The 15,016-nt window shown below is 41.2% G+C and carries 12 protein-coding genes and 1 pseudogene; 8 read left to right on the forward strand and 5 right to left on the reverse strand.

From position 1 onward, the window contains the following. The first annotated feature begins 269 nt into the window (after positions 1 to 269). Complete coding sequence (locus tag QR722_RS16715; protein ID WP_008845171.1) at positions 270 to 572, forward strand: IS3 family transposase; 303 nt, start codon at positions 270 to 272, stop codon at positions 570 to 572. A 2-nt stretch (positions 573 to 574) separates the two neighbouring features. After that, a complete protein-coding gene (locus QR722_RS16720) occupies positions 575 to 1,411 on the forward strand; it encodes an IS3 family transposase (protein WP_286284085.1) in 837 nt (278 codons plus the stop codon). 184 nt (positions 1,412 to 1,595) lie between these two features. On the opposite strand, the gene QR722_RS16725 is transcribed toward QR722_RS16720, so the two are convergent. The 3 genes from QR722_RS16725 to QR722_RS16735 all read right to left on the reverse strand — a co-directional run bounded on the left by QR722_RS16725 (position 1,596) and on the right by QR722_RS16735 (position 3,720). Then, on the reverse strand, positions 1,596 to 1,808 hold the full coding sequence (locus tag QR722_RS16725; protein ID WP_286284087.1) for a hypothetical protein: 213 nt from the start codon (positions 1,806 to 1,808) through the stop codon (positions 1,596 to 1,598). Between the two features lie 339 nt (positions 1,809 to 2,147). Continuing rightward, positions 2,148 to 2,483, reverse strand: coding sequence for a hypothetical protein (locus tag QR722_RS16730; protein ID WP_286284088.1), 336 nt, complete (start codon positions 2,481 to 2,483; stop codon positions 2,148 to 2,150). 358 nt (positions 2,484 to 2,841) lie between these two features. Next, positions 2,842 to 3,720, reverse strand: a complete 879-nt coding sequence (locus QR722_RS16735) for a hypothetical protein (protein ID WP_286284090.1) — start codon at positions 3,718 to 3,720, stop codon at positions 2,842 to 2,844. 793 nt (positions 3,721 to 4,513) lie between these two features. Here QR722_RS16735 and QR722_RS16740 point away from each other — a divergent pair. The 3 genes and pseudogenes from QR722_RS16740 to QR722_RS16750 all read left to right on the forward strand — a co-directional run. Then, positions 4,514 to 5,569, forward strand: a complete 1,056-nt coding sequence (locus QR722_RS16740) for a DUF262 domain-containing protein (RefSeq protein ID WP_286284092.1) — start codon at positions 4,514 to 4,516, stop codon at positions 5,567 to 5,569. A gap of 42 nt (positions 5,570 to 5,611) precedes the next feature. Beyond that, a protein-coding gene (locus QR722_RS16745) for an IS3 family transposase (RefSeq protein WP_286284093.1) occupies positions 5,612 to 6,759 on the forward strand; the annotation gives its coding sequence in 2 pieces (ribosomal slippage) (positions 5,612 to 5,849 and positions 5,849 to 6,759; 1,149 coding nt in all). A 45-nt stretch (positions 6,760 to 6,804) separates the two neighbouring features. Further along, positions 6,805 to 7,293 (forward strand): annotated as a pseudogene (locus tag QR722_RS16750) (IS66 family transposase); the annotation flags it as partial. Between the two features lie 116 nt (positions 7,294 to 7,409). Here QR722_RS16750 and QR722_RS16755 read toward each other — a convergent pair. Together QR722_RS16755 and QR722_RS16760 are read right to left on the reverse strand one after the other, a co-directional pair. Beyond that, on the reverse strand, positions 7,410 to 8,795 hold the full coding sequence (locus QR722_RS16755; RefSeq protein ID WP_286284094.1) for a PhoH family protein: 1,386 nt from the start codon (positions 8,793 to 8,795) through the stop codon (positions 7,410 to 7,412). Continuing rightward, positions 8,795 to 10,159, reverse strand: coding sequence for a PhoH family protein (locus QR722_RS16760; RefSeq protein WP_286284095.1), 1,365 nt, complete (start codon positions 10,157 to 10,159; stop codon positions 8,795 to 8,797). Before QR722_RS16760 ends, QR722_RS16755 begins: the two co-directional genes overlap by 1 nt. Before the next feature lie 374 nt (positions 10,160 to 10,533). Between QR722_RS16760 and rapA the strand changes: the two genes are divergently transcribed. Genes rapA through QR722_RS16775 form a run of 3 tightly spaced genes read left to right on the forward strand, consistent with a single transcriptional unit; the run spans position 10,534 to position 15,005 of the window. Further along, positions 10,534 to 13,365: an RNA polymerase-associated protein RapA gene (gene rapA / locus QR722_RS16765; RefSeq protein ID WP_286284096.1), complete on the forward strand. Its 2,832-nt coding sequence runs from the start codon at positions 10,534 to 10,536 to the stop codon at positions 13,363 to 13,365. 16 nt (positions 13,366 to 13,381) lie between these two features. After that, a complete protein-coding gene (locus QR722_RS16770; protein WP_286284097.1) occupies positions 13,382 to 14,059 on the forward strand; it encodes a pseudouridine synthase in 678 nt (225 codons plus the stop codon). Positions 14,060 to 14,081: 22 nt separating this feature from the next. After that, positions 14,082 to 15,005 carry a DUF3530 family protein gene (locus QR722_RS16775; protein ID WP_286284098.1) on the forward strand — a complete coding sequence of 308 codons (924 nt, stop codon included), beginning with the start codon at positions 14,082 to 14,084 and terminating at the stop codon, positions 15,003 to 15,005. The last annotated feature ends 11 nt before the right edge of the window (positions 15,006 to 15,016 follow it).

Genomic DNA, 15,016 nt, shown 5'->3' on the forward strand with positions numbered 1-15,016 from the left:
CCAGTAGTTCCCTATTTAGCTGTGCGTTGACGGTAACGTCTAGGTGCAAAGCGCTGAGGACAATGTAGCCACGGGAAACCGTAGGTGTAACCTGTGAAGGTGATACCGAAACTGCTAGCCGTAAGCGGTGATGGCGCTAGGGATGATGGTAAGGCCAGCAAATGCGAATCTCGACAAGCATCGTAATTGTTGAAGAGCTAAAACTGTAATGGTCTAATTATTCAAAACACTTTGTTGGAGGTATGATATCAAAAACCAATGAGGTAAGAATGAAGAAGTACACAGCCGAATTTAAATTAGAATGTATTGAGTTGATCACTGTTCAAGGTTATCCAGTTAGGCAAGCTGCCGATGCAATGGAAGTTGGATATTCCACCTTACAAAAATGGGTACGACAGTATCGCGAAGAACAAGTAGGCATTACGCCTAAAGCGTCTGCCATCACTGATGAACAAAAACGAATTCAAGCGTTAGAGAAGCAAGTTAAACAATTAGAAAGTGATAATAACCTGTTAAAAAAAGCTTCGGCCTTCTTCGCAATAGAAATGAACAAAGGCGGCAAGTCGCGCTAGAGTTGAAGAAGGCAGGGTTTAATGTTCAGCATATTTGTCGATGTTTAAATGTACCCCGTAGCTCGTTTTATTTTCATGCTAAACCAAAGCGAATTAAGGCTGGCGATATTCACTTAGAGGCAGCGGTGAAGCATATTCACAATGAAATGGACGCCACTTACGGCAGCCGAAGAATGATGATAGAACTTAATCATCAGGGGTATAAAGTGGGTCGTTATAAAGTACGACGATTGATGCGCAAATTTAAATTGATAGCGAAACGGCCTCGGTTACATCGTTATCCCTATGCAGGAAAGGCGTCTATCATTGCCCCTAATTATTTAAATAGGCAGTTTAACCCTGAACAACTTAACACCCATTGGTCAGGTGACATCACGTATATCCGAACAGGCCAAGGATGGTTATATTTAGCAGTAATAGTAGATTTATGCTCGAGAAAGATTATTAGCTGGGCATTCTCAGATAAACCCAATACTGAGTTAACAACCCGCGCTATACGTTTAGCAGTTAATAAAAGAGAGCCTATGACAGGAGTCATATTCCACTCGGATCAGGGGGCTCAATACACCAGTGATTCGTTCCAGAAGTGTTTGAGTGAATTTGGAATCCAGGCAAGCATGAGTCGAGCAGGAAATTGTCTAGATAACGCCGTTACGGAACGTTTCTTTAGAAGTTTAAAGTCTGAAAGAGTTAACTACCGAAGGTATCAAACTCGTCACCAGGCCCAAGCGGATATTATTGATTATATCGAACCATTTTATAACCAGAAACGACGACACCATAAACTGGGAAACATCTCACCAGTTGAATATGAGATGAAATTAATGAAAAGTGCCTAATAAAGTGTCCAAGAAGAGTTGACCATTACAGGTGTGGGTAGTTCAATTAAATTTGTCACCGCATCGCTTACCATAATGTAAATTCTCACTAATTGAAGTGTTTATATATTAACCAAAAAAAAAGGGAATGGAAGCATTAGTTGTCGTAAGTTATTGATTTAAAAGAAAAGATTGACGAAGCCGTTCATATTGATAATTTTTGTAAATCATTTATTTCTTTCATTGAATTTCTCAAGGTATACGAATGATAGATGTGTTGCTTACCGATGATAGTCAAAGCACCTAGCTGTACGGGAGTAATGATTAGCTTTATGGCGATAGATCCAAAACCTAATTTTCCAATTTTATTTATAAAAATGCGCTTACTAACTACATTAAAATAACTATCGTTTTCCAACTATATTTCCAAAAGATCTAACTTTATTTGTAAAAATGGTTTTAAGTACTCAACTCTACTTTCCATCATTATTTGAATACTACACCAGGCTGGGTGCAGCTCTACTGTACGAAACAAATCATTAGGGGACGCAGTATGGGAAATACTGCGAAAACTATTCAGGATAGAATTGATGCCAAATCTGTTGCTTAAGATAGGGCTAGAATGTCTTTATTTCGAAAAATGGGCGCATTGGTAGGAATGAAATTCTACTTGAGAATGAGTATTCACAGGGCGGGAAAAATCATTATTGTGTTGCGTCTGTGACCTCTGAATAATGATATTGCTGCCCTGATGTAGTTATAATTGGTTTGATTTTTGTGGCGGAATATCATCGCCCTGACGTTGATCAAACGCTTGTTTTATCTCTATGATTTTGAGAAGGTCTTCCTCAAAACCAACAGGCAACGACAGGCTGACTGCTAGCAATTCGGATTGTTCATACTTAACTCGAAAATGCTTAGCTATACCTTCTTCTAAGTTTATAATTAGGTGTTCTCCCTCGCCACTATACAGTGCTCTAGATTCGAATTGAGCAGTCGACGTGCAAGTATTGCAAAATGAAATTTCTGCACTAACCGTTGCGTAAACGTTCGTCGATACAAATACAAAACATATGAATATAACCTGTTTCATGTTCATGCCTTTTAAATGTGAAAAATAGTCTGAGGATAACGGCCTGAACTACAAAATCATGCCGTATCGAATAGTTCGGATATATGTTTGATTTTTGATTATAGCTACCTCCTTCTCAAAGAGCCCACAAAATAGCAAAAGCACATCAAAATAATTGCTGGTAAACTATGCGTAAAATATGCAATAGATATCGGTAATGGATCAGGGTTATTTCGATATACAACTTGCAAAAGCAATACTGTAAATACGGGCAAGAGAAAGCCAGCATATAAAATCGCTTTCTTGCTTTTCTTACCCGCATAGTAAGCTACAGTCGCATAGGTAAAGTAGCTTACTACTAAAAAAATGAAACCTGACATTAAGGTATATACCTGAATGTGCAATTTCTTTGAAGGAAGTAGACGCCTCCCCATCCATTAGGGAAACTCCACAATTCACAAGTGGCCGTAATAGTACCGGTAGAGTTATATCTGCTATTGGTTAGCGACCTATTTTCTAGTTGTAAGCGGTCAAAAATCAAAGCTGGCGGCACTGGGTCTGGAGTATTGCAAAGTGGATCCGATGTGTTAAGTGTACTTTGGCAATATGCATCGACAGACTCTTGACTGTTAATTACTGCGTAATAATAGATATCCCTCTGAGCTTGAAATACTATTTCCGCAACAATCTGACCATACTCTGTTAGTCCCATATGATCTAAGATGTATTCAATATCTGTATTCATGTCATAGTAGAATTGTGCATCGCAAAGGGACTTTGGGGAGTTACCGGCGTAGCAAATGTCATGGTTATTACAAGCGGTAGCAAAGGGGAAATCTGGAATGGCTACGTTTCCAGGCGACCAGGGTTCGCCTGTTCCGCAACCATTTGAGAGGCTTCGTAATAAATCTGGTTTTGCTGATAGTCCATCTGCTGAATATGTTGATGAGTTACTGTTTGCTTCATGAACGTCAAACGCTTGTTTTAATTGTATGATTGTGAGAAGGTCTTCTTCAAAGCCTGTAGGCAAAGGTAAGATAATTGCAAGTGATTCGAAACGTTCATCAACAACTCTATAACGCTTAGCTGTGCCTGCTTCTAAATTCACAATTAGATATTCTCCTTCGCCATTATGAAGAGCTCTGGATTCAAATTGATTAGTTGAAGTGCAAGTATTGCAAATTGAAATTTCTGCATTAATTGATGCATAAACGTTCGAGGACGCAAAAATAAAAAATAGAAATATTACTTGTTTCATATTAATTCCTTTTAAAAATCAAAAACAGATTGAGAATGATTTACCTGCCCAATATTATTACCCATGGACAAACTCATAATAGTTCAGTAACTTTATTAGTCAAGAAATCCAGAGTAATTTTTTATCATGGAAGGGAAATTGATGTGTTCTCGACTATCTTGAGAAATTAAATAAGCCTATATGCAGATAACTTTTATAGTCCTAATTCTGATATAATCTTATTTACAATTGGTGCTCGTCGTCTAAGTGCACTAAATGAATTGATGACTTTAACGACCTCTTTTTGTTTTTTGACACAATGTGCAACCTCTATTCGAAGTTTATTTCACAGTGTTTCCGCACGAACTGCCTGTGAGTTTCATGGTGTGAGGCTTTTGAATGTAATTGGACAATATCCTTTGCGCTGTCTACAAATCGCTCACCTTTGCAATTTACTGTGTACCCCATTAAAAGTCGCTTCCTGCTGCTACTAACTCGGCAAACGAGAAATAGATAAAACTCACAATCAAGTGTCGATTAGTTAAATTACAATGTGATTATTATATAATGAGGGAATTAGCTGTCTGGCAGATTTGATATCGTTTTAAGTACATAATGCAGAAAGTTAACCGCTAGCTATTAGAATTAATCGATACTTGATAACACTATTTAATTGTCTCAAGTATTTACCAAAACAAATTTTCATCTACTCTGGCTATTCTATTTGTAAGAAATGGATAGGGAGGCCATTACGATAATGGAGAAACTATTCTCATGTTTTTTGTGTTTAATAACGATTTAGCTTAAATAGTGTTTGGGTGGTCAATATAGTTGGACACATAATCAGTGTGAGCAGTTGTTCAAAGATATTGAACGAGCGGGATCTACGGACTTAGAAGCTCATTTTATTGGCTCGGTAGTATATGTAGAGCGTGGGTTGTACAGCCATAGTGACGTACCGCAATTATTAGTTATTGATGGGCAACAGCGTTTAACATCCGCTACGTTGTTAATTGCGGCATTAACACGGGAAATACTGAAAAGAGCTGATAATGGTATCGCAAACGTTGTTGATGGTACTAACGCTAAAAAGTTAAAAATGTATTATTTGTGCAACGATGCGGAAGACGGTGATTTGTTCTATAAGCTTATTCTAACAAAGGCTGATGATGAAGCACTGCGCAATATCGTCGATGGTAAGATAATGCAAGATGAAGACTCTGCGGTAAGAGTGATCCAAAATTACCTGTTGTTTGAACGGAAATTACAAAGTGCGAGTGAAAAGCAATTAAACCAAATATATCTTGGCTTACAAAAGTTGATCATTGTTGACATTGCACTCGACAGAGAAAAAGACAACCCGCAGCTTATTTTTGAAAGCCTAAACTCTACTGGTTTAGATTTAAGCCAAGCCGACCTGATTCGAAATTATGTACTAATGGGCTTAGAGCCTAAGCAGCAAAACCAACTTTACAATGACCATTGGTACCCGATGGAAAGTGCATTTGGGCACGGTGAATATAGTTGGCTGTTTAACCAATTTATGCGTGATTACTTAACCGTAAAAACGGGAAAACCGCCAAGAGTTGGCGATGTATATGAAGGTTTTAAAAAATATGCGTCTTCATTAGAGTCCAACATTAGTGAAGTAGTTGCTGACGTTCACCTACATGCTAAATTTTATATTGCGATTGTTAGGGAATTGGAAACTGAGCCAAAATTATTGGAGGTATTTAAAGATATCAATGCGTACAAGGTTGATGTTGCTTATCCTTTAATCCTTGAACTTTACCATGATTATTATTTTAAAATTTTGACCCTCGATGAATTTGAACAGTGTTGTCGCTATGGACTTCCCAGATTTTGCTAGACACTTTTAACAGTTACAATGTAACTTCAACTAGAGGTGTTTATGAGCAAAGGCAAACGGTATACCCAAGAGTTTAAAATCGAAGCGGTCAAACAAGTTACTGATCGTGGTTATTCTGTTCAGGAGGTCGCTGAGCGGCTGGGGATTACAACTAAATCGTTATATAACTGGCGCAGCCAGTTAACAGGTAATAAAACACCTCGGCCATCGTCAGATGATTCGGTTCGAATAGCCAAATTAGAGGCTGAGTTGAAACGGGTTACGGAGGAACGGGACATATTAAAAAAGGCCGCAAGGTACTTTGCAAGCCAGCCAGAGTGAAGTACGCCTTTATCCTTGACCACCAACAACAGTTCTCCGTGTTAGCCATGTGCCGTGTATTGAAGCTCAATCGTAGCGGGTTTTATGCGTGGCTGAAGCAACCGTTGAGTATTAGGGCTATCGAAGATAATCGCTTGCTTAAGCGAATTAAAGAGTTCTATGTTGCCAGTGGTGGAACATACGGTAGTCCATGGATACATCGTGACCTTCGTGAAGCTGGTGAGCTTTGCAGCGTTCATCGTGTCGCTAAAATTATGCGGCTGAACAATCTTAAGGCGCAGATCGGTTACAAGCGCAAATACATCAAAGGCAGTAAGCCGTCACGGATTGCTGATAACGTGTTAGAACGCGATTTCGCGCCGATTAAGCCCAACACAGCATGGGTAAGCGACATCACCTATGTTCGAACCTACGAAGGATTCTTGTACTTAGCAACCGTTATTGATCTGTTCTCTCGTCGCGTCGTGGGTTGGTCGATGGACAAAAACATGGATAAGCATCTTGTTATTGGCGCTTTATTGATGGCCGTTTATCAACGACGACCTAAAGAGTCCGTGTTGGTGCACAGTGATCAGGGAAGCCAATACGGCAGTAGCGATTACCTTGCTTTTATGAAAGAGCACAACCTAAAACCTTCAATGAGTCGTCGCGGTAATTGCCATGATAATGCAGTAGCTGAAAGCTTTTTTGCAACGTTTAAGAAACGCGTTATCAGAAAGAAGATATATTCAACAAGAGACGAAGCGAAAACTGAGATATTTAACTTTATAGAAATGTTTTACAATCCGAAAAAACGTCATTCGCATACAGGCGGTGTATCACCTGCTAAATTCGAAGAAGCGTATTTTTTGGAACAACAGACTGTCTAGTAAAAGCTGGGAAGTCCAGACGTTGCTCAACCAAAGGGTAAGGTCGGTAAAGCGAATTGGGCACTGAACCATATTCAAAAGCTTTACCGAATTGAAACCCAAATCAAAGACAAAACAGCGCTCGACAAACAAGCTATCCGACAACAACAAGCCGAACCGCTGCTAGAGCAATTTAAAACTCGGCTAGACAAATCGGCCAATCAGATACCGCCCAAAACGGCATTAGGCAAAGCCATCACCTACAGTTTGAATCAGTGGCCTAAACTGACTCGTTACATTGAAGATGGCAATCTTAACATCGATAATAACCGCGCTGAACGCGCGGTAAAACCGTTCGTGATTGGCAGGAAAAATTGGTTATTTAGCAATACTGCAAAAGGTGCAAAGGCCAGCGCTACCCTTTACAGCATTATCGAAACCGCCAAGGCCAATGGCATAACGCCATTCGACTACACGATGTACTTGCTAGAGCAAATAAGCCAGCCAGACCACACCATCGAGCCATTGCTACCATGGGAATTTGCTAAACGCTAGGTGGGATTGGTGGACGTTTACGGTGGAGGCGTGTGGTGGGTTAGATTGAAAAAAATAAGGCCTACTCAAATAAAAGAATAGGCCTTATTGAACATGCTTATCTACACATAGGTCTTCTAAAAATGCTTTTCAGTAAACTCAGCCAATGAACTTCGTTCAACCTCGTCAAAAATTAAGATACTTCCTTTCTCATAGTTTCTATATATATTCACAGCAGCACTAGCCCCGCTCGATGCTGGAGTCACAAAGCGATCATCAATTTGAGCTAAATTACCCAATACAATTGTTCGACAGTTTTTGCCACCACGACTAAGCATTCCCTTCATTTGCACTCTAGTCATATTTTGTGCCTCATCAATAATTAAAACGGCATCATCTATAGAGCGTCCTCGAAAATACGCCATAGATGTAAATTCTATATTAGCTCTATCAATAATATGCTCAACCGTAGCGCGAGTACTCTTTTCATCATCACCATCTCCTGAATGCATTGAGATCAATGCATCTGTAACACCAGCTAAAAGTGGTAATGACTTTTCAGTTAAATCCCCCGGCAAAAATCCGGGGTCATCGTCCATAAAGTCTCGACTCCTTACAACAACAATCTTTTTATACTGTTTTGACTCCAAGACTTGATGCAATCCAGCCGCAATCGCTAAAAAAGTTTTACCAGAACCAGCAGGGCCAAGGATGATATTTAAATCATAGAATGGGTCTGTTAATTGACTAAGAGCCACAGATTGTCGAGGGTTTTTGGGTAAAATCCCCCAAATTTTTCCCTGTTGTCTTGGTAATAATTTAGTATAAACACTTCCGTCAGCCACTTCGGTAACAAGTCCAACATGTCCAGCTTCATCATACCAATACATATTCTCCTGCACTTCGTCATTAAAAAAACTTGCAGGAAATTTATATACTTCTCCAGATAATTTAAAGTCCTTATCAGACTTTAAGCGATCAAATAAATCACCATCAAATGATTGGACACCTGTGTACAATAAATCAACATCAGAAATCTGGTTATCAACTAAAACATCTTCTGCATCGACTCCGATTGTTCGAGCTTTAAGACGCATATTAATATCACGACTAACTATTGTGACACTTTGCTTAAGCTCTTTCTGCATATGCAGCGCGTAATTAATAATACGATTGTCTGCATCACTACCTATTGCATGTTTCAACTCATCTGCAAAATCTATTTGAGTATCGATTCCAATAAATAATTTACCACGCTTAGCTGATTCAGTTGACGGCAATTCAATGCCTTTTTCCATTTCTTCAGATGTATGACCGTTAATGATATCTTCTAGCATTCTAATAACAGCACGAGCATCTTGACTAACATTTTTGTCAGTTCGCTCTTTTAAATTATCTAGCTCTTCAAGAACAGTTAAACAAATATAGATATCATCTTTATATGCAAGAAGGCTTTTGGGGTCATGTACTAAAGCAGAAGTATCTAGTATGCGGGGATTTCTATTTTCATTTGAATTTTTCATTATGCTGCTACTCCCCAAATTGAGTCGTTACTAGACTTTGTGGTGTACTCTTCTTGTAAATTACAAATATTTAGTAAAGGTTTGATATTGTAAGGCTGCTTAGAGTAGTTAAGAAAATCAATTTTTTTGGTAATTCTTTTTACTTTCCCTACAGGCCAATAAAAATACAGGGATAAAAACTTTAATTTTTTTGCAATTCGGGGTTGTAAAATAACAATAGCATTCTGGATGCTGCGACCACGCATAAAGTTGACTGACTTAAACTGAATATTGGCTTTCTCCATGATGTAACTCATCGAGCCTTTGACGTTTTCATCATTCTTATGCAGCACCTCCAATGAATCTGTGATGGCTGCTAACCATGGCGCCATCTTTTCCTCTTCGGTACCGGGTAAAAATCCTATGGATTCTGCAATTTCTGGCGTGCTTCGGGTCACGATGATTTTGTCGTACATATTTTTTTCAATCACCATTTCCAGTGCAGCCGCCAGTGCGAGTAAGGTTTTTCCGCTACCGGCAGGACCGGTTAAAATAACTAAATCAATATGGGGATCAAGCAGGGCATGTAACGCCATGCCTTGACCAATATTCTTCGGCGTGATCCCCCAAGCAGAGCGCCCCATGAGCCGCTCGAAGCCCAAGTCTAAGACATCTATAGTGTCCTCTGTCATAGACTCCACTATGCCAGCAAACTGCCGCTCTTCATCAATTAAAAATTCGTTAATATAAGCCTCAGGCAGAACCTTTTTATCAATCACATGAATAGTGTCCCGGCCTTCAGTACGACTATCAACAGAATTGACGTTTTGCCAAAATTCACCGGGGAAAGTGTGGTATCCCTTGGATAAATATTTGATATCGCTGATCAGTTGGTCGGTTCGATAATCCTCAACATGTGCCAGTCCCGCGCCCTTGGCTTTAAGTCGCATATTTATATCTTTGGTGACCAACACAACTTGGCGGGGATGCTTAATTTTCTGTAAATGTAAGGATGCATTAATGATGCGGTTGTCATTTTCGTTACTGGTAAATACCTGCACATCAATGGGCAGACCATGGTCGGCAAATATCGACAGACTCCCCGTAGGTGCCGTTGGTCCGGAACCGAGTCCTTGCATGGACACTCCCGCGAGCATATCTTCCGGTGTTGCTTCATGCAGGAGGTCTTCCATTGCACGAATCGAGACTCGGGCATCGCGAGCCACATCTTTCTTGCTGTCCTTAATATAATCCAGTTCTTCTAACACTGTCATTGGAACCACTACGTCATGTTCTTTGAAGGATAAAAAGGCAAGAGGTTCGTGAAGCAGGATATTGGTATCTAAAACGTAAATCTTAGTTTGAACTACTTTTTTTTCTGGCATCCGCTACTCCGTATGACAACTGCTCTAGCTAAAGTTGCCGGTGATGATGGGCTAATTTGCTGTAACTGGTTGAAATGCATTTAGCCCTAAAATAATTACTTCCCCACTCAACCATAAAACACTTTTTAGCGACTTTCATCTACTTTTAGTAAAGTCACAAAGGTGTCATATTTCCAGCGCTCATCAACACCATTTTGATCTCGAATAATAAGATTCAAGCCCAACAGCGGTTAAACTACACTGCAAGATATGCCTAGAACGTATATAATTGCCGCCTTACAGAATATTATCCGTGCAGCGAGTTCGAAATTCTTGCTGCCAAACACACGAGTGCTTGAGACACATCAAGCAATGCTCGCATTTGGAACTAGACTATGGCAAATCCACACCACTTTGCATTGGGGCAACGTTGGTTAAGCAACACTGAATCTGAATTGGGTTTAGGCACAATTATCGCGGTAAACCAACGTACTGTTGAGATACTTTTCCCTGCTATAGGTGAAACTCGCACCTACGCGCCCGCGTCAGCCCCGCTAACTAGAGTAACTTTTGAGGTAGGCGATACCGTTGAAAGTCATGCTGACTGGCAGATAATTGTTTCACAAGTACAAGAAGATAACGGTATGTTGACCTATATTGGTCAACGAATTGACAATGGCGAGACCGTCAATCTAAAAGAAACATTTGTTGACCACCACTTTCAGCTCAATCAACCACAAAAGCGTTTATTAGCTGGACAAGTGGACGAACCTAAGTGGTTTGATATCCGTCAACAATGTATTTCACAGCAATTTCAACATGCTACTTCTGACTTATTAGGCTTTCTAGGTGCTCGTGTCGATATTATTCCCCATCAATTGCATATTGCCGCTGAAGTAGGTCGTCGTCACGCGCCGCGGGTTTTGTTAGCGGATGAAGTAGGCTTGGGTAAAACCATTGAAGCTGCGCTAATCATCCATCAACAGTTGCTTACCAATAGAGCACAACGGGTGTTGATTGTTGTGCCGAATAGCTTGGTTCACCAGTGGTTGGTCGAAATGCTTCGTCGGGTTAATTTAGCCTTTTCTATTTTTGATGAAGAGCGCTGTCAGTCAATGTCTGAGGAAAGCGGCAATCCGTTCGAGTCAGAACAGTTAATTTTATGTAGTTTAGATTTTCTAACCCATAACAGTCGATACTTTCAGCAAGCATGTGAAGCACCTTGGGATCTTATGGTAGTAGACGAAGCCCACCATTTAAAATGGTCAAAAGGACAGCCATCACAAGAATACCAAGTAATAGAACAATTGGCACAGGTTACTAAAGGTGTGTTGTTGCTAACAGCGACACCGGATCAATTAGGCCACGAAAGTCATTTTGCCCGTCTAAAACTTTTAGATCCTGCTCGCTTTCATGACTACCAAGCATTTGTCGAGGAAGAACAAACTTATAGCCAACTAGCCCAGGCTATAGAGCCCTTGCTAAATGGTAATCAAGCTATCTCTGCTTCTGCCCGCCAAGATATTGCTAATTTTGCTGGCGAAGAGTTATTAGCTAATACTGATTTATCCATTTTTAGCGAGCGTAATAAGCTTATTTATCAGTTGCTCGATCGACATGGCACTGGCAGACTATTATTTAGAAATAGTCGAGCAGGCGTGAGCGGCTTCCCGCAACGTGAATTACTTGCTTACCCATTATCGTTGCCAGAAGAATACGCGGATTTTCTGATTGAAGAATTAGAACCAAGCCGCCTTCTAAGCCCAGAACGCATCCCTGAATTTGTTGATAGTTGGGTAGATTTTGATCCAAGAGTAGACTGGTTCATTGACCACCTGCAGCAGCTCAAAGGGCAAAAAGTCCTTACCATTTGTGCTAAAGCTTCCACCGCATTGATGCTCTCAGAGGCCATCAGACGTAAATCAGGCATTCGTGCTGGCGTCTTCCACGAGGGTTTGAGTATTGTCGAGCGTGACAGGATTGCCAACTACTTCGCCCAATCAGAAGAAGGCGCGCAGGTTCTTATATGCAGCGAGATTGGTAGTGAAGGACGTAACTTCCAATTTGCGCACAATCTGGTTTTATTTGACTTGCCTCGGGTGCCCGATTTGTTAGAACAAAGAATAGGACGATTAGATCGTATTGGACAAAAACATGATGTGAAAATCCACGTACCATTTTTCGTCAACTCTTCTCAGCACGTTATGCTGGACTGGTATCACGATGGTTTGAACGCATTCGAACTTACTTGCCCTGTGGGTACCCAAGTTTATGAAGAAGTAGAAGAACTGTTATTACAAGCATTGCAAAACCCACATGATGAACTGGCAAAACGTCAATTGATTGAAAGCACTCAAACTATCAATCAGGATTTGCGTTACAAATTGGAACAGGGAAGGGATAAACTATTAGAGATTAATTCCTCCGGAAAAGGCAAAATTGACGGCCTTGTAAGCCAGATTCAAGACGCCGAAGACTCGCCTCGCTTAGAGCGTTTCATGACGCAATTGTTTGATACCATTGGCGTGTTGCAAGAAGAAAAAGATGACGATTGCTATCTACTTCGACAAACCGAGTCAATGCATACTCAACTGCCCGGTCTAGAAGAAGAAGGTATGACCATCACCTATCAGCGCAGTACTGCCACCACCATGGAGCACGTGCACTTTCTCAGTTGGGATCACCCGATGATCCAACATGCCATGGATACGGTGACTACCGATGTTCACGGAAAAAGTGCTATTGGAATGAATCGTGATAAAAACTTGCCGGCTGGCCTCTACTGGCTTGAGTGTCTGTTTGTATTGTCGACAAAAGCTGACAAGCAATTGCAAATTAACCGCTTTTTGCCCCCTACACCGATAAAAGTGACTGTCGATCCCAAAGGACAACAGATAGATAAAGTATTTTTTCAATTGGATAGAGTCGGTGCCAAAATGACCTCTAAATTGATCAGTGCATTACAAAGCCATATTGAAAAGGGAGTGTCACAAGCTACTGATATCGCTTCCAATCTGGCCCAAACAACTAAACAGCAATGTTTAGACGATATGTGCGAGCTGCTAACGGAAGAGTTGCTCCGCTTAACCAGTCTGAGTGCGATAAATCCATCAATTCGTCAAGAAGAAATCGACTTTCTGTCCAATCAAATTGAAGCCTTAACACAAGCGATCGGACAAGCAGAGGTACATCTTGAAGCGGTGCGTCTAGTGGTCAATAATCATTAATATGAGAATGCAGTAAATGGCCATCTTAAATTATGCTCCGCCGCGGTATCCCTATTTTGAGACCGTTTATCAAGACGACGATTTAATAGTGATAAATAAGGCCAGTGGGTTGTTAACTGTACCGGGCAAAGCATTGGAACATAAGGACAGCCTGCAACTAAGAGTAAAGCGTGTCTATCCCACAGCGACTATAGTCCATCGATTGGATATGGCCACCTCAGGTTTGATCGTGCTAGCGCTGAATATGGACACCCACAGGAAATTGTCTAAGGCATTTGAATTAAGACAAACCTCGAAAAGTTATTTGGCCCGAGTTTATGGTCAGCTCAGTCAATCCACTGGCAGTATTGATTTACCGCTGATTTGTGACTGGCCCAATAGGCCCAAACAAATGGTTGACCATGAGCGGGGCAAATCCGCCTTAACCCACTGGCGTTGTGTGGTGTCCGATAACGATGAGTCATTGGTAGAACTCACCCCGGTGACGGGCCGTTCCCATCAATTACGGGTACATATGTTAAGCATCGGTCACCCAATTTTAGGTGATCGCTTGTATGCCCATGAAGATGCACTTGCAGCAGCGAGTCGATTGCAACTGCATGCTCAATCGTTAGGATTTACCCATCCACAAACTGAACAAGCCTTGGTATTTGATTGTCCAGCACCCTTTTCATTAAAGTGTGAAGGCAAATAGACCGATAAGGATAACACGCTATATGATTAGGTTATCCGTGACTAAAATACACTTTGCTCGAAAGTTTCTGCTATTGACGATACTTCTATGCGCGACGATTCGGCTTGGGCTAGCTCAAAGCGCAGACCTTGACATCGCCATGGAAGATATCCAGCATCAGCAGTTTGCAGATAGCTTCGATGTGCTACTGGTAGGCGAAGCAGAACTGCCGTTAATTATACAAGAGTCCAGCACGCCGATAACCCGCGGAGTAGCCGTGATGATCAGCGAATCCGGCCGCGGCCCATTCAGCCAACATGGCCTGAATCAACTAGCTATAGAGCTCAACAAAGTGGGTTGGGTAACTATGATAATGCCCGCTCCTGTTGCCGGCTTTGCTCCGTCACAAAACGACGATGCACAGCAACAGAATCAACAACCTGCTCCCGCCCCAGAGACCTCCCAAACGGAGCAGAATCCATCTAACCAAGAGACAGTGAGTCCCAGAAGTGGCCAACAAAACATAGCCACCGAACAATTCTCAGCCCACCAGCAACAATTAATCTTACAATTACGAGCGGTCACCCAAAAAACTCGCCAATATCCGGGGTTTTTCTTGGTTATAGCCCAAGGTACTAGCGCTGCTTGGCTAACTAAAATTTATGCCGAAAAAGTCTTAGATCTGCCTGATGGTATGGTGGCGGTCAGCCCTTATTGGCCGCAACGAGATTACAACAAACAATTGCCTGAGTGGATAGCCAAAACTGAAATGCCTTATCTAGACATATTTACCCCTTTTGATCCCCAATGGTCTCTGATGACAGTAGGGCCGCGTAAAATTGCTGCCGTGAAAGGACTCAAGCTAATGTACCGACAACGGGAGCTTACTGGCCAAAAGATGGACCAACAGCAGTTGGTGCGATTGGGTAAGGAAATATACGGCTGGCTGACCCATTTAGGCTGGTAAAATCATTATAA

Source organism: Aliiglaciecola sp. LCG003, from assembly GCF_030316135.1.
In the GTDB taxonomy this organism is placed as follows: domain Bacteria; phylum Pseudomonadota; class Gammaproteobacteria; order Enterobacterales; family Alteromonadaceae; genus Aliiglaciecola.

What these genes read in the sequence shown, in the direction of transcription:
- QR722_RS16715 (WP_008845171.1), top strand. Translation starts at nt 270, where the DNA reads ATGAAGAAGTACACAGCCGAATTTAAATTAGAATGTATTGAGTTGATC.
- QR722_RS16730 (WP_286284088.1), bottom strand. Translation starts at nt 2,483, where the DNA reads ATGAAACAGGTTATATTCATATGTTTTGTATTTGTATCGACGAACGTT.
- QR722_RS16735 (WP_286284090.1), bottom strand. Translation starts at nt 3,720, where the DNA reads ATGAAACAAGTAATATTTCTATTTTTTATTTTTGCGTCCTCGAACGTT.
- QR722_RS16755 (WP_286284094.1), bottom strand. Translation starts at nt 8,795, where the DNA reads ATGAAAAATTCAAATGAAAATAGAAATCCCCGCATACTAGATACTTCT.
- QR722_RS16760 (WP_286284095.1), bottom strand. Translation starts at nt 10,159, where the DNA reads ATGCCAGAAAAAAAAGTAGTTCAAACTAAGATTTACGTTTTAGATACC.
- rapA (WP_286284096.1), top strand. Translation starts at nt 10,534, where the DNA reads ATGGCAAATCCACACCACTTTGCATTGGGGCAACGTTGGTTAAGCAAC.
- QR722_RS16770 (WP_286284097.1), top strand. Translation starts at nt 13,382, where the DNA reads ATGGCCATCTTAAATTATGCTCCGCCGCGGTATCCCTATTTTGAGACC.
- QR722_RS16775 (WP_286284098.1), top strand. Translation starts at nt 14,082, where the DNA reads ATGATTAGGTTATCCGTGACTAAAATACACTTTGCTCGAAAGTTTCTG.